This window comes from Marinovum sp. 2_MG-2023, from assembly GCF_030548265.1.
Classification (GTDB): Bacteria; Pseudomonadota; Alphaproteobacteria; order Rhodobacterales; family Rhodobacteraceae; genus Marinovum.
The window spans coordinates 449,409-467,829 of sequence record NZ_JAUOSD010000001.1; the positions used below are offsets into that span (position 1 = coordinate 449,409).

Sequence of the window (18,421 nt, forward strand, 5' to 3'; positions counted from 1 at the left end):
GATTGTTCTATCAGGGTCTTCAACTATGTGGGGGTCTGGCGGCGCGGTTGCCCATACGCCTTGTCCCGGCGGCTCGATGTATCAGAGCGCCGGGCATGTAATTCGAATGATGATCGCGAAATAAGCCATCTTGTCCCGCTTATAGGCCTGGCAAGATCGGGCGTCCAGTGGCGCATTTCGACGGGTGGCGTCGATGCCCGGCAGCCGCGAGATCCAGGTGGCGATTGCCGGCCGGGGTCTGGGCCGTGGCCCCGGTCATGTTGCGGGAAACAGGCCGGGGTGACGGGCAATGAAGACACCGCCGATGGTGTCGCCGTGGCAAGATATGCGCATTTGTCGCAGGTCAAACGCAAGAAAGTTAGCGGCCAAAGTCACGCTGATCACCGAAAGTTTACAGCGCGGCCTGCTCTGCAAATGAACTTGTAACCGTTTGACATAAGGATGAAATACAGGCGTAGGTTGTTCGAAACTTTACAGGTTTTCAGATGGTATTGTGGATTTATTTACAGAAAAAGTCTCTGGTTGCCGTGACCTAGAGGCAATTCCCGCATTCCTCTGTAAACTCGCGCCAACGAGGATGTCCGGAGCAGATGGAGGAGCCATTGATCGCCCCGGATCCTGAAAATACGAGGGGGGAGCATATGCCCAACACTGATTCCGCACGCCAGTACCATGTCGATGCCGCGAAATATGACGAAATGTATGCCGCATCCATCGCCGATCCCGATGCATTCTGGGCCGAACAGGGCAAGCGCATTGACTGGATCAAACCTTATACCCAGATCAAGGATGTCAGCTTTGCCCCCGGTGATATCCGCATCAAATGGTATCACGACGGCACGCTGAACGTATCGGCCAATTGCATTGACCGGCATCTGGCGACACGTGGCGCGCAGACTGCGATCATTTTTGAACCGGATGATCCAGGCGAGGCCGCCCAGCACATCACCTATCAGGAATTGCACGACAAAACCTGCAAGATGGCCAATGTCCTGACGGATATGGGCGTGACCAAGGGCGACCGGGTGGTGATCTATCTGCCGATGATCCCCGAAGCGGCTTATGCCATGCTGGCCTGTGCGCGGATTGGCGCGATTCATTCCATCGTCTTTGCCGGGTTTTCGCCCGATGCGCTGGGCGCGCGGATCAATGGCTGTGATGCCAAGGTTCTGATCACCGCGGACGAGGCCCCGCGCGGTGGACGCAAGACCGCACTGAAATCGAACGCTGACAAGGCGCTGTTGCACACCAAGGACACGGTCAAATGTCTGGTGGTCAAACGCACCGGCGGCCAGACCACCTGGGTCGATGGGCGTGACTATGATTACAATGCGCTGTCAGCAGAGGCGGACAGCACCTTTGCCCCGGTTGAGGTGAATGCAGAAGATCCGCTGTTCGTGCTTTATACCTCTGGCTCCACCGGCCAGCCAAAGGGCGTGGTGCATTGTTCCGGCGGCTATCTGGTCTATGCGGCGATGACGCATGAAATCACGTTCGATTATCACGACGGCGATGTTTATTGGTGTACGGCCGATGTCGGCTGGGTCACCGGTCACAGCTATATCGTCTATGGCCCGCTGGCCAATGGTGCGACCACGCTGATGTTTGAAGGCGTGCCAACCTACCCGGATGCGTCGCGTTTCTGGCAGGTCTGTGAAAAGCACAAGGTGAACCAGTTCTACACCGCCCCCACCGCCATTCGCGCGCTGATGGGGCAGGGGCCGGAGTTTGTTGAAAAATGCGATCTGTCGTCGCTGACCCTGCTGGGCACCGTGGGCGAGCCGATCAATCCCGAAGCCTGGAATTGGTACAATGATGTGGTCGGCAAGGGCAATTGCCCGATCGTCGATACATGGTGGCAGACCGAAACCGGCGGCCACATGATGACGCCGCTGCCCGGCGCGCATGAGTTGAAGCCCGGATCGGCCCAGCGGCCTTTCTTTGGGGTGAAGCCCCTGGTGCTGGAGCCGACAACCGGCGAGGTGATCGAAGGCAATGGTGTCGAGGGCGTGTTGGTCATCGCCGACAGCTGGCCTGCACAGATGCGCACCGTCTGGGGCGATCATGAGCGTTTCGAGAAGACTTATTTCAGCGATTACAAAGGCTATTATTTCTCTGGTGATGGCTGCCGTCGCGACGAAGATGGGGATTATTGGATCACGGGTCGGGTTGATGATGTGATCAACGTGTCCGGCCACCGGATGGGCACCGCCGAAGTTGAAAGCGCGCTTGTCGCCCATGCCAAGGTGGCCGAGGCCGCGGTGGTTGGCTATCCGCATGCGATCAAGGGGCAGGGCATTTATTGCTATGTCACCCTGATGAACGGGATTGAGCCGTCAGACGAGCTGATGAAAGAGCTGCGGACCTGGGTCCGCACAGAAATCGGCCCGATTGCCAGCCCCGATCTGGTGCAATGGGCCCCCGGCCTGCCAAAAACCCGCTCGGGCAAGATCATGCGCCGTATCCTGCGCAAAATCGCCGAAAACGATTTTGGCGCGCTGGGCGATACATCGACACTGGCCGATCCGTCGGTGGTGGATGATCTGATTGAAAACCGCATGAACAGGGCCTGAACGTGATGGATGGAACACCCCGAATGACTCCCGACGTCATCCTCATTCTGCTTGGGCCGCCCGGCGCAGGCAAAGGCACCCAGGCCCGGATGCTGGAAGAGAAGTTCGGCCTTGCCCAGCTTTCGACCGGTGATCTGCTGCGGGCTGCGGTGGCTGCGGGCACCGAGGCCGGCAAATCCGCCAAAGCCGTGATGGAGGCCGGCGGCCTTGTTTCGGACGAGATCGTGATTGCCATCCTGCGCGATCGTCTGGCCGAGGGGGACACCGCCAAGGGTGTGATCCTCGACGGGTTCCCGCGCACAATTGTGCAGGCCGAGGCGCTGGATACACTGCTGAGCGAGACTGGCACCGGCATCAATGCCGCGATCTCACTGGATGTCGAAGATGCCGCCATGGTCACCCGGATTTCCGGGCGGTTTACCTGTGCCAGTTGCGGTGAAGGGTATCACGACAGTTTCAAACCTCTTGCGGTGGCGGATGTCTGTGACAATTGCGGCGGCAGCGATTTCAAACGCCGCGCCGATGACAATGCGGAAACCGTCGCCTCGCGGCTAGAGGCTTATCACGCGCAAACCGCCCCGCTGATCGACTATTACCAAGGCAAAGGCGTGTTGCAGCGCGTGGATGCCATGGGTCAGATTGGTGATGTCGCGGCAGAGCTTGGGGCGATTGTGACCAACGTAAAGTAGGTTGGAAATTGCCCGGTAAACAGCGGTCGGCCAGTGGAGCGCTTCCACTGGCCGGCTTTTTTATGCGGCGGTTTGGGCCTTGGCGAACCGGGTGTAGAAGTCCTGATTTTTTGCCGCCATGTCGCGCAGCAGATCAGGACAGGCAAACCGGTCGCCATACGTCGCGGTCAGTTGGTCACAGCGGTCTGCCGCATAAGGCGCGCCCAACATGTCGAGCCAGCTGAACGGGCCGCCGGACCAGGGCGCAAAGCCCCAGCCAAGGATCGCACCCACGTCGCCTTCGCGGATGTCCTCAAGCACGCCTTCTTCCAGCGCGCGCACCGCCTCCAGCACCTGTGCGAACAGCAGACGATGCTGCACCTCGATCAGGTCGGGCTGGTCATCGGATGCCGGGTATTGCGCTTTGACGGCTTCGCTGAGGCCGGTGCGCTTGCCCTTTTCATCATAGTCATAGAAGCCCGCAGCGGTCTTGCGACCCAACCGGCCCTGCGCCTCCATCCAGAAGATCACCTCGTCCACCGCGCCATCGGGATAGGCATCGCCCATCGCCGCCTTGGTCGCGCGGGCGATCTTTGCGCCCAGATCGACCGAGGTTTCGTCGACCAATTGCAACGGTCCCAGCGGCATCCCCACCATTTTGGCGGCATTTTCGATCAACGCCGGGGCAACCCCTTCGGCCACCATGCGCAGGCCTTCGTTGATGTAGGGAATGATGCAGCGGTTGGCATAGAAGAAGCGCGCATCATTGACCACGATCGGCGTCTTGCGGATCTGGCGCACGTAATCCAGCGCCTTGGCCACCGCGCGATCACCGGTTGCCTTGCCTTTGATGATCTCGACCAGCATCATTTTCTCGACCGGCGAGAAGAAGTGAATGCCGATGAACTGCTCGGGCCGTTTGCTGGCCTTGGCCAGTTCGGTGATCGGCAGGGTCGAGGTATTGGAGGCAAAGATGCAATCCGCGCCAACAACCGCTTCGACCGCGGCCGTCACTTCGGCTTTGATCTTGGGGTCTTCGAACACGGCCTCTATGATCAGATCACAATCGGCCAGCGCCGCGTAATCCGTTGTCGCCTCGATCAGACCCAACAGGGCGGTCTTTTTCTCTTCGGTCGCCTTTTTACGCTTGATGCCCTGATCCATGTAATCGGCGGCATAGGCTTTGCCCTTGTCCGCCGCTTCCTGTTTCTGGTCGATCAACACAACCTCGATCCCCGCTAGGGCCGAGACCAATGTGATACCGGCCCCCATCATGCCGGCCCCCAGAACACCAACCTTCTTCACCCGTTGGTCGGGTGCCTCGGGGCGGTTTGCGCCTTTTTCCAGCGCTTCCTTGTTGATGAACAGCGACCGGATCATTGCACTGGAAGACGGATTCATCAGCACATTGGTGAACCAGCGGGCTTCGATTTTCAACGCGGTGTCAAACGGCACCAATGCGCCTTCATAGACTGCCGAAAGCAATGCCTTGGCCGCCGGATAGACGCCCTTGGTCTTGCCGTTGACCATCGCGGATGCACCCACAAACGTCATGAAACCCGCCGGATGATAGGGCGCGCCACCGGGGATTTTATACCCTTTTTCGTCCCAGGGTTTGACGATCTTTGGTCCCGACAAGATCCACTCGCGTGCCGCCGCAACCGGGTCTTCGGCGACTTCGTCAATGATCCCGGCCATCTTGGCCTTTTTCGGGTCCGACAGCTTGCCCTCCAGCAGGAAGGGCGAGGCCGCCATCGCCCCCATCTTGCGCACCAGCCGGGTGGTGCCGCCGGCACCGGGAAAGATGCCAACCATGATTTCCGGCAGGCCGATCTTGGCCTTGGGATTGTCGGCGGCAAAGATCCGGTGGCAGGCCAGCGGGATTTCCAGCCCGATGCCCAGCGCAGTGCCGGGCAGGGCGGCGGCAATCGGTTTGCCGCCCTTGTTGGTCTTGGCATCCATGCCGGCCCGTTCGATTTTGCGCAACAAACCATGCATCTGCATGATCCCGTCAAAAAGCCCGCGCGCCGGATCGTCGCCCGCGCTTTCCTTCATCTTGGCAATCACGTTCAGATCCATGCCGCCGGCAAAATCGGCTTTGGCCGAGGTGATGATCACCCCTTTGATTGCATCATCGCCCAGCGCGGCCTCGATATGGCTGTCAAGTTCGGCCAAACCTTCCAGCGACAGCACGTTCATGCTTTTGTCGGCCACATCCCATGTGATCGTGGCGACGCCGTCGTCGCCCGTGGTCATGGTGAAATCACTCATCTTGTAACTCCTGTCACAGATATTCCTGGTCCTGCCGTTTCCGGCGGATGTCTCGATTGTTGGCGTCGTCGCGGATCAGACCCGTTCGATGATCGTGGCCGCGCCCATGCCGGAGGCGATGCAAAGCGTGGCAAGGCCGACGCCTTTGCCGCTGCGCTCCAGCTCATCCAGCAGGGTGCCGATGATGATCGCGCCGGTCGCGCCCAGCGGGTGCCCCATGGCGATAGAGCCGCCGTTCACATTGACCTTGTCATGATCGACATCAAACGCCTGCATGAAACGCAACACGACGCTGGCAAAGGCTTCGTTGACCTCGAACAGGTCGATGTCGGAAATGGCCATGCCGTTGTCTGCCAGGATCTTTTGCGTCACCGGCACCGGGCCGGTCAGCATGATGGTGGGATCTGTGCCGATCTTGGCCGTGGCGCGGATGCGCGCACGCGGTTTCAATCCATTGGCCTCGCCAAATGCCTTGTTGCCGATCAGGACGGCGGCGGCGCCATCGACGATGCCACTGGAATTGCCGGCATGGTGGATGTGGTTGATCCGCTCCAGATGCGGGTATTTCATCAGGGCGACCTTGTCGAAACCGGGCATGACCTCGCCCATGTCCTTGAAGGCGGGTTTCAACGCGCCGAGGCTTTGCATATCGGTGCCGGGGCGCATGTATTCATCATGATCCAGAATGGCGAGCCCGTTGATGTCGCGCACGGTGATCAGCGATTTGTCGAACCGTTTGTCGGCCCAGGCTGCGGCGGCGCGTTCCTGGCTGGCCACGGCCAACCGATCCGCGTCGTCACGGGAGAATCCGTATTCGGTGGCAATGATGTCGGCTGAAATGCCCTGCGGGACAAAATAGCTCTCCATCGCCAGGCTGGGGTCGACGGCAATTGCGGCACCGTCACTGCCCATGGCCACACGGCCCATCATTTCAACGCCACCCGCGATATAGGCCGATCCGGCCCCGCCGCGCACCTGATTGGCGGCCAGGTTGACCGCCTCCATGCCCGAGGCACAGAACCGGTTGATCGCCAGCCCCGGAATACGTTCGTCCAGATCAGAGGCCAGAACAGCGGACCGCGCAAGACAACCGCCCTGTTCGCCGACCTGGGTGACATTGCCCCAGATCACGTCTTCGACCGCATGGCCTTCTAGTCCATTACGGTCCTTGACCGCGTTCAGCACCTGCGACGACAGCCGCAGGCTGGTCACCTCATGCAGGGAGCCGTCTTTGCGGCCCTTGCCGCGCGGGGTGCGGATTGCGTCGTAAATATAGGCGTCGGTCATGCCTGTCCTCCTCATTTCGCCCGGTCGGCTGGCGAGCCGGGCATCAGGTCATAGGGATGTTTCCATCCCGGTGTTTCGGAAATCCGGGTCAACCAAGCGTCGATATTCGGCCAGTCTGCCCGGTCAAAACCAAATGGCTCTGGGTAATAGAGATAGCTGCAACAGCTGAGATCGGCGTTGGTGAGGCCGTCGCCGACAATCCAGTCGCGCGCCTGCAAATGGGACTCGAGCACGCCATAAGCGGCTTTCAACCGGCCCTGAAAAAAGTCGATCACCGGACCGGGGCGGCGGTCCTGCGGCAGGAAATTCATCAGAAACCGGGTGACGCCTGCCTGGCTTGAAAACTTGTGATTGTCCCAGAACACCCAACGCATGATTTCGCGCGATTCCTCGGCAGTTGTGCCGCCGAATTTTCCGGTCTTCTCGGTCACATACATCTGGATCACGCCGGATTGGGTCAGGCGGGTGTCACCGTCCACCAAAACCGGCACTTCGCCCATTTCGTTCAATGTTGTGCGATAATCCTCGCTTCGTGCGGCGCCGTTGAAGAAATCCACATAGACGGGTTCCCATTTCAGCCCGCTGAGTTGCAGCGCCAGCGCGGCCTTATAGGCATTTCCGGATTCACCGAAGCAATAGAGTTGCATAGTCATGAAAAAACCTCCTGTGAGCCGCCTGTTGCGGGTCTGGAATTTGCGTATTTGGAAAGAGAAGAAGGGCCAGGCGCCCGGTAACACACCATTAAGGTTAACTCGCTAGCGTCATAGCTGCGGTACAGGCTGGCGAGCCGATGACCGCAAGAGGAGAAGCCCCTGTGTCCCGCCGTTGGTCCGTCATACGACCGGGCCGGACATGGGGGTGGATCGCTCTGCGCATCTTCTTCTCTTTTCAAATACGCAAATGCGCTGGCCTCCGCCGCAGGGGGAACCTGAATGTGGCGGGTGGCATGTCCGATCATCTTTTTCGCGCGTCCAGTTCCGAATTGAACAGACGCAGCCGGTGGGTCAGCGCCTCGTCATCGGTGATGCTGTCGAAATGTTCGAACACAAAGGACAGCGCCTCGCCTTCGTCCAACCCGGCGTTGTCCGCAAATCGACGTAAACGGCGATAGCCGTCTTCGGTCATTGCGGCGTTGAAGCGGCGGGTCAGGCGAAAGCGTTTTGGCATTCTGCGTCTCCTTGTGCACAGTTGGGTTGGACCCACTCTGGCCTTAGAATTGCTCGGCTGCCAGTTCCATCACCGGGGCCGCGCCGCTTTGGATGCGCGCAAGATGCGTTGCGGTCATCGGCAGTTGCCGTGCCATGTAATACCGCCCGGTGGTCAGCTTCGCCTGATAGAAGGCGCTGTCTGACGCACCATTGGCCAGCGCATCCAGCGAGGCCTTGGCCATCCGGCCCCACATCAGCCCCAGGCAAACATGGCCAAACAGATGCATGAAGTCATAAGAACCGGCCAAGGCTTCGTTCGGGTTCTTCATGCCGTTCTGCATGAAATACATGCCCGCCGCCTGAAGATCCTTGGACGCGGCTTTCAGCGGTGTGACGAAATCCGACATGCCGTCGACTTCGCCGTTTTCCTTGCAGAAGGTTTTGACCATTTCGAAGAAGGCCATCACATGTTTGCCACCGTCGGCGGCTAGCTTGCGGCCAACAAGATCAAGCGCCTGCACGCCGTTCGCGCCTTCGTAGATCATCGCAATCCGGGCGTCGCGGGCAAACTGCGACATGCCCCATTCCTCGATATAGCCATGACCGCCATAGACCTGCTGCGCGGCAATTGTGCCGTCAAAGCCCTTGTCGGTCAGGAAGCCTTTGATCACCGGCGTCAGAAGCGATACCAGCCCTTCGGCGGCGGCGTCTTCTTTGCGATGTGCCTGGTCGATCAGGTTCGCCCCCCACAGACCAAAGGCTCGCGCGCCTTCGACAAAGCTTTTCTGGTCCATCAGGTTGCGGCGAATATCGGGGTGCACGATCAGCGGATCGGCGGGACCATTGGGGTTTTCGGTGCCTGTCACGGCACGGCCCTGAAGCCGGTCCTTGGCATAGGCCAGCGCATTGTCATAGGCGACAACCGCCTGACCCAACCCTTGCAGGCCGACGGCGATCCGGGCTTCGTTCATCATGGTGAACATGGCGCGCATGCCTTTGTGTTCGGTCCCCAGAAGGAAGCCGCGCGCATTGTCGTAATCCATCACACAGGTGGAATTGCCGTGGATGCCCATTTTCTCTTCGATCTTGCCAACTGACACGCCGTTGCGGTCGCCAAGGCTGCCATCCTCGTTCACCATGAATTTAGGCACGATGAACAGTGACACGCCTTTGATGCCTTCGGGGCCGCCGGGGATTTTCGCCAGCACCAGATGGATCACATTGTCCGACAGGTCATGATCGCCAGCCGAGATAAAGATCTTTTGCCCGGTGATCGCGTAGCTGCCATCATCCTGCGGCTCTGCCTTGGTGCGCATCAGGCCCAGATCGGTGCCGCAATGCGGTTCGGTCAGGTTCATGGTGCCGGTCCAGTCACAGGTGACCATCTTTGGCAGATACATCGCCTTTTGCGCGTCGGTGCCATGGGCATGGATCGCGGAATAGGCCCCATGCGTCAGGCCGGGATACATCTGAAACGCCATATTGGCCGAGGTCAGCATTTCGCCCACTGCGGTTTGCACCAGATAGGGCAGGCCCTGACCGCCGTATTCCGGGTCGCAATCCAAGGCGGTCCAGCCGCCGTTGCGCATCTGATCGAAAGCAGCTTTGAACCCTTTTGGCGTGCGCACGACGCCATTTTCCAACACACAGCCTTCGGTATCCCCAACCACGTTCAGCGGGGCAAGCACGTCGCGGGCGATTTTGCCCGCTTCTTCCAAGACGGCCCCGGTGAATTCGGCGTCCAGATCTTCGTAGCCTGGCACATCCTGAGTTGATGCATTCAGCACCTCATGCAGGACAAATTGCAGATCCTTGGTGGGCGGTGTGTAGCTGGGCATCGGGGGCTCCCTTGGAATTCTGGCTGGCGGTTACTCCGCCGCCTTGTTCTGGACAGACATGGAACCGATCATCTTTTCGGCCCATTTTAACTGGCCCTTCAGATCGGCGATATTCGCGTCGAGTTCGGCGCGTTGTTTTTCAAGTTCGGCCAACCGGGCGCTGGCCACTTCATAGGTCTTCAGCAATTGCGTGTTCTGTTGGTCACCAACGTCATACAGATCGAGCAGCTGGCGGATTTCTTCGAGTGAGAAACCAAACCGTTTGCCGCGCAGAATCAGTTTCAACCGGGCACGGTCGCGGCGGGTAAACAGCCGTTTCAATCCGTCACGAATTGGAAAAAGCAGCTCCTTTGCTTCATAAAACCTTAGGGTCCGCGGGGTCACATCAAATGCATCACACATTTCACGGATCGTCATTGTTGTTTCATTCATCACTACACCTGAGATCGTTTGTCATCCCGGCTGAGTAATTAATCGTTCCCTATCTCTACAATGGGAAAAACAGGTGACGTAACTCAAACGCTACGTCACATTCAGGTTGACGTAAGATCAATGCGCGTCAAGCTGCAAGTGTGAAATTTTAGTTTGCCGCGCGTGCAGTTTGAGCGGCGAAAAAGGTCAGTCCGACTGAGCCAAACGCGCCGCGGTTTGCGCGCGTAGCTCTTTTAATTCGCGCACGGCTTCGTCCAGCTGTTGCTGTTGCTCGGCCAGGGCAATCAATTGCCGATCCGCCATGCCAAGGAATACCTGCATCTGGGTTTCGGTGCCGTCGCGGTCATAGATCTGCAACCATTGGCGACATTCCTCGAGCGAGAAGCCGAACCGACGCCCGCGCATGACCAGTTCCATCCGGGCCACTTCGCGGGCGCCATAAAACCGTGATCGCCCCTGACGCTCCGGTGCCAGCAGCTCGATATATTCATAATACCGCAGGGTGCGTGGTGTGACGTCGAACTTGGCACACATGTCTTTGAAACTCAGCTTGCTGTCGCTCATCTTGTCCTCATTTCGATCCGTCCGGGTAATCCGGGTCCACGCCTTCGCCGTTTCGGAATCAGGCAAGGATCAAACTCACCCGGCAGCGGTCATGGTCGAAAACTGATCCACGAACCGGCCGCTGCTCACATAGGGTACGCAATGCTCTGAACCGTTGCAATGTGGCAGGTGCCTTGCAACCCTGGATGCCGCCAGCGCATAACATAGCCATTCACCAAGGACGCATTCATGGCCCAGGACAAATTCAAAATTGCCCGTGATTTCATTCAGGCCATACCGCACGCGCGGGAATTGGCGATGGCCGTGACCGATATCGGCGACGGCACTGCGGAAATTACCATGCCATATGATTCCCGTTTTGTCGGCGATCCCAAGACCGGCGTCATTCATGGCGGCGCGGTTTCGGCGTTGATGGACACCTGCTGCGGCGCGGCTGTCATGACCCATCCTGACTGCCCCGGGGCGACGGCGACACTTGACCTGCGCATCGATTACATGCGGGCCGCCACACCGGGCCAGACCATCACGGCCCGTGCCGAATGCCATCAACTGACCCGGTCGGTCGCCTTTGTGCGCGCCCAGGCTTTTGACGCTGACCTTGAACGACCGGTTGCCACCGCCACCGGGGCGTTTACCGTAGGATCCTGAATTGGGCTGCAAGAGGGCACACCGGATGCATCAGAACCGCCATGAACCGCTGCAGCAGGTGAAGCAACGCCGCGATGCTGCCTTGCATGCCCTGGCCAATGGCGTGCCCTATGCGCAGTATCTGGGCATCAAATTCGACCGCCGCGGGGATGAGCTGACAGCGATCCTGCCGTTTGCGGACAAGCTGATTGGCAACCCACGTCTGCCGGCCCTGCATGGCGGGGTTACAGCGGCATTTCTGGAAGTGACGTCGATCATCAGTCTCAGCTGGTCTTTTCTCTGGGAAGAGGTCGAAAGCGGCGCTCTGCCATTACAGGAACTACAGACCGGTGATCTGCCACGTCCGCCGAAGACAATTGATTTCACCGTGGATTTCCTGCGCTCTGGTTTGCCGCGCGACAGCTATGCCCGTGCCAGCATCACCCGGTCGGGGCGGCGCTATGCTTCGGTGCATGTTGTGGGGTGGCAGGACAACCACAGCCGCCCCCATGCCCAGGCGACCGGGCATTTCCTGATGCCCCGCCGCGATTGACGCGACACACCCGCGTCCGATCCCCTGATTGTGAAAGGTCCGAGATGTCAGCTCAAACCCCGGCGGCCCGCGCGGAGGAGCCCCCCGCGCTAAGCCACCAACGTGTGCTGAAAATCGCCCTGCCGATCATGCTGGCCACGGTGACCGTGCCCATCCTTGGCGTGGTGGACACCGGTGTGGTGGGCCAGATCCCGCAGGCGGAACCAATTGCCGCTGTGGGGGTGGGGGCAATCATTCTGTCGGCCATCTATTGGGTGTTCGGTTTTCTGCGCATGGGCACAACCGGGTTGACCGCCCAGGCCGAAGGGCAGGGACAAGCCCCCGAGGTGGCCGCGCTGTTGACCCGGGCGCTGATGATCGGACTGGCCGGCGGGGTGCTGATCATTCTGCTGCAACCGCTGATCTATCGTGCCGCTTTTGTGCTGTCGCCGGCCTCGGCCGAGGTCGAGGGCCTGGCGCGTGGCTATATGCAGATCCGCATCTGGTCGGCCCCGGCGGCAATCGCCCTATATGGCGTCACCGGCTGGCTGATTGCCAAGGAACGCGCCCGTGCGGTGCTGGTGCTGCAACTTTGGATGAACGGAGTGAACATCGGCCTCGACCTGCTGTTTGTGCTGGGCTTCGACTGGGGGGTGAACGGGGTTGCGATCGCGACATTCATCGCCGAATGGAGCGGGTTTGTGATGGGGCTGTGGCTGTGCCGATCCGCCTTCCGCCACCCGTCCTGGCGCGACTGGGCGCGGGTGTTCGACCGCCATCGCCTGCGCCGCATGGCTGTGGTCAATACCGATATCCTAATCAGATCGCTGATGCTGCAGGCGATCTTCGTCAGCTTTCTGCTGTTTGGCGGGCGGTTCGGGGATGTCACATTGGCTGCCAATCAGGTGCTTTTGCAATTTGTCTCGGTGACCGGCTATGCGCTGGACGGGTTTGCCTTCGCGGCCGAGGCATTGGTCGGGCGGGCCTTCGGGGCCGGCGCGGTGGCACAACTGCGGCGTGCCTGCCTCCTGACCGGGTTTTGGGGGGCGATCCTGGTGGTGATCCTGATGGCGATTTTCTGGGTCTTCGGCCCCGATATCATCCACCTCATGGCCAAGGATCCCGGCGTGCGGGACACGGCCATCGCCTTTCTGCCCTGGATGGTGCTTGCGCCGCTGACCGGCGTGGCCTCCTGGATGCTCGACGGGATCTTCATCGGTGCAACCCGGTCGGCGGACATGCGCAACATGATGGCCATTTCGACCGCAATCTATTTCGCGGCAGTGTTCACATTGATGCCGGTGATGGGCTATGCCGGGCTCTGGCTGTCGCTGCATATCTCTTTTGTGGCGCGTGGTGTCACCCTGTTGCTGCGCTATCCGGCGCTGGAAAAAGCGGCCCTGTCAGAGGCGCGCACCAGCTAGCCAAACCCGGTCCTTCTTCTGTTGAAAAATATCCCGGGGGAGTCCCAGCGGGACGGGGGCAGCGCCCCCAAGCCAGAGGATCAGCCCGCCAGGGTCTCGCGGATGATCCGCTCCAGCTTCTGCAACAGCTGTTGGTTGTCAAACCGCGCTTCGGCCACCGCCCGCGCGGCCATTGCCATCCCTGACCGATCCGGCGCCTGAAATGCCGCGGCTATCGCGGCGGCAAATCCGGCTTCGTCATGTTCATCGACCAACCAACCGGTCTCGCCCTCATCCACCGCCTCCGGAATGCCGGCGTGGCGGGTCGAGACGGTCAAACAGCCAGAGGCCATGGCCTCCTGAATGGCGGTGGGCAGACCTTCGGTGTTGCCATCCTCGGCGGTGATCGAATGCTGCAAAAAGAACTCGGTCGTGGCCAGTTTCGCGCGCACCACATCATGGGGTTGTGCGCCGTGGAATGTCACCTGATCCTCGGCCCCTGCCGCCGCGACAAGCGCCCTTGCGGGCGCGAGGAGCGGGCCGTCGCCAATGAAATCCAGATGCGCGCCCGCATTGGCCTTTGCCGCCAACAGAAACGCCCGCAGGGTCACCAGCGGCGCTTTCTTTTCGACCATCCGTCCCACGGCCAGACAGGACAGCGGCGCTTTTGCAGCCGGCTGAAACCGCCGCACATCCACACCAGAAGGGATCACATGGGCGTTTTCGTGGCGCACATCACGTGCCGCCAGATTGTCGAGCAGGAATTGCGACACCGAAAACACCCCCGCCAGACGCGGCATCATCTTGGCATAGGCGCCCGGGACATTGCCCTGGTTCAACGCCTTGGAGGCATCAGTGCCGCGAAAATAGCTGAAACAGGGGATGCCCAGCGCATTGGCCAGCGGCGCAATCGCCAGCGCCTGGGTGCCGAATTCCGCCAGAATGACCTCAATGCGCTCGGCCCGCAAAAAGTCCGCCAAGTCGCGTTTCGCCTGGCCAAAGGGCAGGCGCCCGGTGCCATGGATCATCCGATTGGCGGCCATGACAAACGGCATCGCCACCCGGTCCACCATCGGCATGTCGCGACCACGCCGGTTGAAATAGGCCACATCAAAGGGGTTTTCGCCGTGATAGCGCCCACAGACCACCGCCGCCGCCCCGCCAAAAATATGCTGAATATGGCGGTTGATGAATGTCTCTCCGGGCAAATGGTATTCCCCGGTCACGATGCAGGTGCGCATGATCTGTTGTCCCGTAACTTGTGGCTTTGGCCTAGCAGCAGCCCTGTGTCGGGGCAAGCAGCGGCATCATTTGCCGCTTTTGAACAATCCACCCAGGGCGCTTTGAATAATGCCCCGCACCGAAGGCCGCGAGCTGCGCAGGAAGGGCACCGGGCGACAGACATCCATCGTGGCGACGCCCACGCGGGCGGTCAAGGCACCATTGACCATGCCCTCTCCGAACCGGCGCGATAGTTTGCCCAGCAGCGACCCGCCGAGCAGTGGTTCCAGCATGTCATCGCCCACCGCCACAGCTCCGGTGGCCACCAGATGCGCCATGACCGCGCGGGTCAGCCGCCAGCTGCCCAATGTGCCGGACCGCCCGCCATAGATTTCGGCAATGCGGCGGATCATCCGCAGGTTGGCGGTCAGCGCGGTCGCCACATCGGCCAGCGCCAGCGGCACGATGGCCGTCACTGTGGCCACCTGACGTGCGGCGGCCTCGACCTCTCGTCGGGCGGCGGCATCCAATGGGGCCAGAAGATCCAATTCGACCTCCGCCAGCATCGCCTCGGCATCAAAGGAATCGGCCATGCCATCCTTGAGCTTTTCGCGGCCCCAGCGGGTGTCTTCGCGCCCGGCATAAAACCCGATCAGATCCTGCGCCAGCTTGCGTGCCGCCTTCAGGTCACTGTCGGCCAAAGCATCATCGGCGGCGCGGCGAAACCGATCGACCCGCCGCAAGCGGCCAAAGGCCGCAAGTTCCTTGATCGCGATCAGCAGCATCACAAAGACCAACAGGCCGATGACCCCGGTAATCGCCCAGCCCAAAATCGGCTGGCGTGCAATCATCGCAGTGGCAAAATCCCAGGCCGCCACCGACACCGCCGCCCCGATCACCGCAACCAGCAATCCCCAGAACCAGCGCGCCAGCCGCGAACCACGTCGCGCCGCCAGCACAGCAGCAGTCTGCATCGCCTGTCCCTGTGGCGTCGGGGGGCCAAGCTCCGGCACTGGTGGTGCCTCGGCGGGCGAGGGGGCGTCGTCTTCCAATTCGATCAGGACGGGTTTACGGCTCATTTCGGGCGCTCCCAGACAAAGCGGACATCGGGCAGCTGTTCCTGATTGTTGGCGCCATCGGTTTCCTTGACCGCGACAAATCCCTCGCGCTCATAGAACCGGCGTGCCCCGGTATTGAGCTGGAAGGTCCAGAGCTCAAGCCGTGTTGCATCACGCATCGCTTCGCGCAGAAGCTGCTTGCCGACGCCTCTGCCTTGGGCGGTTGCGCGGACATACAGCGTGTTAATCTCTTCGCCGTCGCGGGCAATGAAGCCGACAATGCGCCCGTCGTTGTTTTCCGCGACCCGCACCCAGCCCCGGTCGATCATCCGCCCGCAAAAGGCGATGTCCTGGGCCGCAGAATGCAAATGCGGCTTCCAGTCGGGCGCGGCATTGCCTTCGGTCATGATCTCGCCGATCTTGCCGGCGTCGGTGCTGCGGGCCGGGCGTATTTTCAAATTCATAACTTGTCCCCAATCAGGAATTGCGCCGCCCGGTCCAGCCGGATGTGCGGCGGGCCGTCGCCGGGTTTCAGGGTCAGTGGTGCCGGGGCAAAGCGCATGGATTGATAGTCGCCGTCAAGCCACCGCGTCGCCCCGTCGCGGGCCGGGCCCAGCAATGCATTGGGATCTTCGGGCAGCTCACCGGGGTACAGCGCGGCCTGTTTGCCGCTGTCCAACAGGATGCCCCGCACACAATCAAGGCTCTGGCCCTGATGCTCCAGCGTCTGTTCGGTGGTGGCACGCAGCGCCGCGATGGACATCGCCGCCGTCTCTGCCCCGGCAAAGCGCGCCCGGTCGCGCGCGTCACGCGTCAGCGCCTCCATGATTGCGGTCAGGCGCGCATGTTGGCCGTGGTGCAGATGGTCGGCCTTGGTCGCGGCAAACAGAATGCGTTCCACCCGTTTGCCCATCAACAGCCGGGTCAGGAAATCATTGCGACCGGGGCGAAAGGCCGACAGGATGTCCGCCATGGCATGGCGCATATCCTCGACCGCCTGCGGGCCTTTGTTGATCGCGCCCAGCGCATCCACCAGCACCACCTGCCGGTCAATCCGGGCGAAATGATCGCGAAAGAACGGTTTCACCACCTCGCGTTTATAGGCCTCATACCGCCGTTCCATTTCCCGCCATAACGACCGGCGGGGCGGGCTGTCGGGTTTGGCCAGCGGCGCAAAGGTCAGCACCGGCGCCCCCGCCAGATCGCCGGGCAGGATGAACCGCCCCGGCGTGCAGTCATAAAACCCCGCTTCGCGCGCCGCGTTCAAATAGCTTGTAAACGCTTGGGCCAGCGCCTTTGCCGCAGGTTCTGCCATCATGTCCGCGCCATCGGTGCCAAGCGACAGCGCCATGAAATCAGCAGCGACCGGCCGGTCCTTGATCCTCTCCAGGGTCTCAATCGACCATTCCGCAAAGCTTTTGTCGAGCAAGGCCAGATCCAACAGCCATTCGCCGGGATAGTCGACAATGTCGAGGTGGATCACCCGCGGCCCTTGCAGCCCGGCCAGAAAACCGCCGGGCTGAACCTTGAGCGACAGGCGCAATTCGCTGACCGCGCGGGTGCTGTCGGGCCATTTCGGGCTGCGGGATGTCAGATCCCCGAGGTGGGTTTCATAGTCAAATCGCGGCACGGTATTGTCGGGCTGCGGTTGCAGATAGGCCGCCAGCACCCGCCCCTCAGAGGCTGCCACCACACCGGACATGCGACCCCGGTCCATCAGATTGGCCACCAGTGAAGTGATGAATACGGTCTTGCCGGACCGCGCAAGCCCCGTCACCCCAAGCCGTATCACCGGCTCGAACAGGGTAGAATTGACCGTATCTGTCACGGCCTCGACGCTGCGCAATACGCCGTCGGCAAGTGTGTTGATGATCAAATCCGTCCCTCGCAAATCACTTGGCCAAAGGATAGGCATCCGCGCCGCGCGTTACCAGAGGGGGCTTTGGGGGATTGTTCCCATCGGCGCGTCGGGGTAAGGCGCAGACATGCCCAGATATGCCTTGAAAGTTGAATATAACGGTGCCGGTTTTGTCGGCTGGCAGCGCCAGACCAACCTGCCGTCGGTGCAAGGCGCAATTGAAACGGCGCTGGCCCAGCTGGAGCCGGGCGCACATACCATTGCCGCCGCCGGGCGCACCGATGCCGGGGTTCATGCCCGCAGCCAGGTGGCCCATTGCGATCTGCAACGCGATTGGGATCCGTTTCGCCTGTCCGAAGCCTTGAACTATCATCTGCGCAAGGTGGCGGTGGCGATCCGGGATTGCGCCCGGGTGGAGGATGATTGGCACGCCCGGTTTTCAGCCCGCGAACGGCGCTATTTCTTTCGCCTGTTGTCGCGCCGTGCGCCCGCCACGATGGAGGCCGGGCAGGTCTGGCAGGTCAAAAATTCGCTGGATCTTGCCGCGATGCAGGCCGGTGCGGCGCATTTGATAGGCAAACATGATTTCACCACCTTCCGTTCGTCGATCTGTCAGGCAGAATCACCGGTCAAAACCCTGGATCGTCTGGATATTGCCAAGGTCGAAACCGCGGCGGGTTCCGAATTCCATTTCCATCTCGCGGCGCGCTCCTTTCTGCACAATCAGGTGCGCAGCTTCGTCGGCTCGCTCGAACGGGTCGGGTCCGGGTCATGGTCGCCGGATCAGGTGCGCACCGCATTGCTGGCGCGTGATCGCGCCGCCTGTGGTCCGGTGTGCCCGCCGCAGGGGCTTTACCTGGTTGGGGTGTCCTACCCCGAAGATCCGTTTACCTGACGGAAAACCCCTTGCCGTGCGGGGGCATTGGCCCTATGAAACCCGC

Annotated in this window: 17 protein-coding genes; 6 read left to right on the forward strand and 11 right to left on the reverse strand. The window is 60.8% G+C overall.

What is annotated here, in order from left to right; translation table 11 throughout:
* Window positions 1-641 precede the first annotated feature (641 nt).
* Both acs and Q4577_RS02265 read left to right on the forward strand, forming a co-directional pair.
* The gene (gene acs, locus Q4577_RS02260) at window positions 642-2,573 is read left to right on the forward strand and encodes an acetate--CoA ligase (RefSeq protein WP_303466733.1); all 1,932 of its coding nucleotides are present in this window, start codon (window positions 642-644) and stop codon (window positions 2,571-2,573) included.
* 23 nt (window positions 2,574-2,596) lie between these two features.
* Window positions 2,597-3,262, forward strand: coding sequence for an adenylate kinase (locus Q4577_RS02265; RefSeq protein WP_244691696.1), 666 nt, complete (start codon window positions 2,597-2,599; stop codon window positions 3,260-3,262).
* 60 nt (window positions 3,263-3,322) lie between these two features.
* Here Q4577_RS02265 and Q4577_RS02270 read toward each other — a convergent pair whose 3' ends face one another.
* The 7 genes from Q4577_RS02270 to Q4577_RS02300 all read right to left on the reverse strand — a co-directional run bounded on the left by Q4577_RS02270 (window position 3,323) and on the right by Q4577_RS02300 (window position 10,781).
* On the reverse strand, window positions 3,323-5,512 hold the full coding sequence (locus Q4577_RS02270; protein ID WP_303466732.1) for a 3-hydroxyacyl-CoA dehydrogenase NAD-binding domain-containing protein: 2,190 nt from the start codon (window positions 5,510-5,512) through the stop codon (window positions 3,323-3,325).
* 75 nt (window positions 5,513-5,587) lie between these two features.
* On the reverse strand, window positions 5,588-6,799 hold the full coding sequence (locus Q4577_RS02275; RefSeq protein WP_244691692.1) for an acetyl-CoA C-acetyltransferase: 1,212 nt from the start codon (window positions 6,797-6,799) through the stop codon (window positions 5,588-5,590).
* 11 nt (window positions 6,800-6,810) lie between these two features.
* Window positions 6,811-7,452: a glutathione S-transferase family protein gene (locus Q4577_RS02280; RefSeq protein ID WP_303466731.1), complete on the reverse strand. Its 642-nt coding sequence runs from the start codon at window positions 7,450-7,452 to the stop codon at window positions 6,811-6,813.
* A 301-nt stretch (window positions 7,453-7,753) separates the two neighbouring features.
* Window positions 7,754-7,966, reverse strand: a complete 213-nt coding sequence (locus Q4577_RS02285) for a hypothetical protein (RefSeq protein WP_244691688.1) — start codon at window positions 7,964-7,966, stop codon at window positions 7,754-7,756.
* A gap of 43 nt (window positions 7,967-8,009) precedes the next feature.
* Window positions 8,010-9,785 (reverse strand): acyl-CoA dehydrogenase C-terminal domain-containing protein, encoded by a 1,776-nt coding sequence (locus tag Q4577_RS02290; protein ID WP_303466729.1) that lies wholly within the window; start codon window positions 9,783-9,785, stop codon window positions 8,010-8,012.
* A 30-nt stretch (window positions 9,786-9,815) separates the two neighbouring features.
* Window positions 9,816-10,217 (reverse strand): MerR family DNA-binding transcriptional regulator, encoded by a 402-nt coding sequence (locus Q4577_RS02295; RefSeq protein ID WP_244691683.1) that lies wholly within the window; start codon window positions 10,215-10,217, stop codon window positions 9,816-9,818.
* Window positions 10,218-10,403: 186 nt separating this feature from the next.
* Window positions 10,404-10,781: a MerR family DNA-binding transcriptional regulator gene (locus Q4577_RS02300; protein ID WP_244691681.1), complete on the reverse strand. Its 378-nt coding sequence runs from the start codon at window positions 10,779-10,781 to the stop codon at window positions 10,404-10,406.
* Between the two features lie 228 nt (window positions 10,782-11,009).
* On the opposite strand from Q4577_RS02300, the gene Q4577_RS02305 reads away from it, so the two are divergent.
* The 3 genes from Q4577_RS02305 to Q4577_RS02315 are packed head-to-tail and all read left to right on the forward strand — an operon-like array spanning window position 11,010 to window position 13,364.
* The gene (locus Q4577_RS02305; RefSeq protein WP_244691679.1) at window positions 11,010-11,429 is read left to right on the forward strand and encodes a PaaI family thioesterase; all 420 of its coding nucleotides are present in this window, start codon (window positions 11,010-11,012) and stop codon (window positions 11,427-11,429) included.
* Between the two features lie 25 nt (window positions 11,430-11,454).
* Entirely contained in the window at window positions 11,455-11,961 is a 507-nt protein-coding gene (locus Q4577_RS02310; protein ID WP_303466728.1) for a PaaI family thioesterase, read from the forward strand.
* 44 nt (window positions 11,962-12,005) lie between these two features.
* The gene (locus Q4577_RS02315; protein WP_303466726.1) at window positions 12,006-13,364 is read left to right on the forward strand and encodes an MATE family efflux transporter; all 1,359 of its coding nucleotides are present in this window, start codon (window positions 12,006-12,008) and stop codon (window positions 13,362-13,364) included.
* Between the two features lie 80 nt (window positions 13,365-13,444).
* On the opposite strand, the gene Q4577_RS02320 is transcribed toward Q4577_RS02315, so the two are convergent.
* The 4 genes from Q4577_RS02320 to Q4577_RS02335 form a co-directional block, all read right to left on the reverse strand.
* Window positions 13,445-14,584 carry a glycosyltransferase gene (locus Q4577_RS02320; protein ID WP_303466725.1) on the reverse strand — a complete coding sequence of 380 codons (1,140 nt, stop codon included), beginning with the start codon at window positions 14,582-14,584 and terminating at the stop codon, window positions 13,445-13,447.
* A 66-nt stretch (window positions 14,585-14,650) separates the two neighbouring features.
* A complete protein-coding gene (locus tag Q4577_RS02325; RefSeq protein WP_303466724.1) occupies window positions 14,651-15,643 on the reverse strand; it encodes a YcjF family protein in 993 nt (330 codons plus the stop codon).
* Window positions 15,640-16,086, reverse strand: coding sequence for a GNAT family N-acetyltransferase (locus tag Q4577_RS02330; RefSeq protein WP_303466723.1), 447 nt, complete (start codon window positions 16,084-16,086; stop codon window positions 15,640-15,642). Before Q4577_RS02330 ends, Q4577_RS02325 begins: the two co-directional genes overlap by 4 nt.
* The gene (locus tag Q4577_RS02335; protein WP_303466722.1) at window positions 16,083-17,498 is read right to left on the reverse strand and encodes a YcjX family protein; all 1,416 of its coding nucleotides are present in this window, start codon (window positions 17,496-17,498) and stop codon (window positions 16,083-16,085) included. Before Q4577_RS02335 ends, Q4577_RS02330 begins: the two co-directional genes overlap by 4 nt.
* Before the next feature lie 109 nt (window positions 17,499-17,607).
* Between Q4577_RS02335 and truA the strand changes: the two genes are divergently transcribed.
* A complete protein-coding gene (gene truA, locus Q4577_RS02340) occupies window positions 17,608-18,375 on the forward strand; it encodes a tRNA pseudouridine(38-40) synthase TruA (protein ID WP_303466721.1) in 768 nt (255 codons plus the stop codon).
* Window positions 18,376-18,421 lie beyond the last annotated feature (46 nt).

Bases quoted from the DNA above. Each gene is read 5' to 3' on its own strand.
- Q4577_RS02295 (WP_244691683.1), bottom strand. From the start codon at position 10,217: ATGAATGAAACAACAATGACGATCCGTGAAATGTGTGATGCATTTGAT.
- Q4577_RS02265 (WP_244691696.1), top strand. From the start codon at position 2,597: ATGACTCCCGACGTCATCCTCATTCTGCTTGGGCCGCCCGGCGCAGGC.
- Q4577_RS02290 (WP_303466729.1), bottom strand. From the start codon at position 9,785: ATGCCCAGCTACACACCGCCCACCAAGGATCTGCAATTTGTCCTGCAT.
- Q4577_RS02305 (WP_244691679.1), top strand. From the start codon at position 11,010: ATGGCCCAGGACAAATTCAAAATTGCCCGTGATTTCATTCAGGCCATA.
- Q4577_RS02330 (WP_303466723.1), bottom strand. From the start codon at position 16,086: ATGAATTTGAAAATACGCCCGGCCCGCAGCACCGACGCCGGCAAGATC.
- Q4577_RS02270 (WP_303466732.1), bottom strand. From the start codon at position 5,512: ATGAGTGATTTCACCATGACCACGGGCGACGACGGCGTCGCCACGATC.
- Q4577_RS02310 (WP_303466728.1), top strand. From the start codon at position 11,455: ATGCATCAGAACCGCCATGAACCGCTGCAGCAGGTGAAGCAACGCCGC.
- acs (WP_303466733.1), top strand. From the start codon at position 642: ATGCCCAACACTGATTCCGCACGCCAGTACCATGTCGATGCCGCGAAA.
- Q4577_RS02315 (WP_303466726.1), top strand. From the start codon at position 12,006: ATGTCAGCTCAAACCCCGGCGGCCCGCGCGGAGGAGCCCCCCGCGCTA.
- Q4577_RS02300 (WP_244691681.1), bottom strand. From the start codon at position 10,781: ATGAGCGACAGCAAGCTGAGTTTCAAAGACATGTGTGCCAAGTTCGAC.
- Q4577_RS02325 (WP_303466724.1), bottom strand. From the start codon at position 15,643: ATGAGCCGTAAACCCGTCCTGATCGAATTGGAAGACGACGCCCCCTCG.
- Q4577_RS02320 (WP_303466725.1), bottom strand. From the start codon at position 14,584: ATGCGCACCTGCATCGTGACCGGGGAATACCATTTGCCCGGAGAGACA.
- Q4577_RS02275 (WP_244691692.1), bottom strand. From the start codon at position 6,799: ATGACCGACGCCTATATTTACGACGCAATCCGCACCCCGCGCGGCAAG.
- Q4577_RS02280 (WP_303466731.1), bottom strand. From the start codon at position 7,452: ATGACTATGCAACTCTATTGCTTCGGTGAATCCGGAAATGCCTATAAG.
- truA (WP_303466721.1), top strand. From the start codon at position 17,608: ATGCCCAGATATGCCTTGAAAGTTGAATATAACGGTGCCGGTTTTGTC.
- Q4577_RS02285 (WP_244691688.1), bottom strand. From the start codon at position 7,966: ATGCCAAAACGCTTTCGCCTGACCCGCCGCTTCAACGCCGCAATGACC.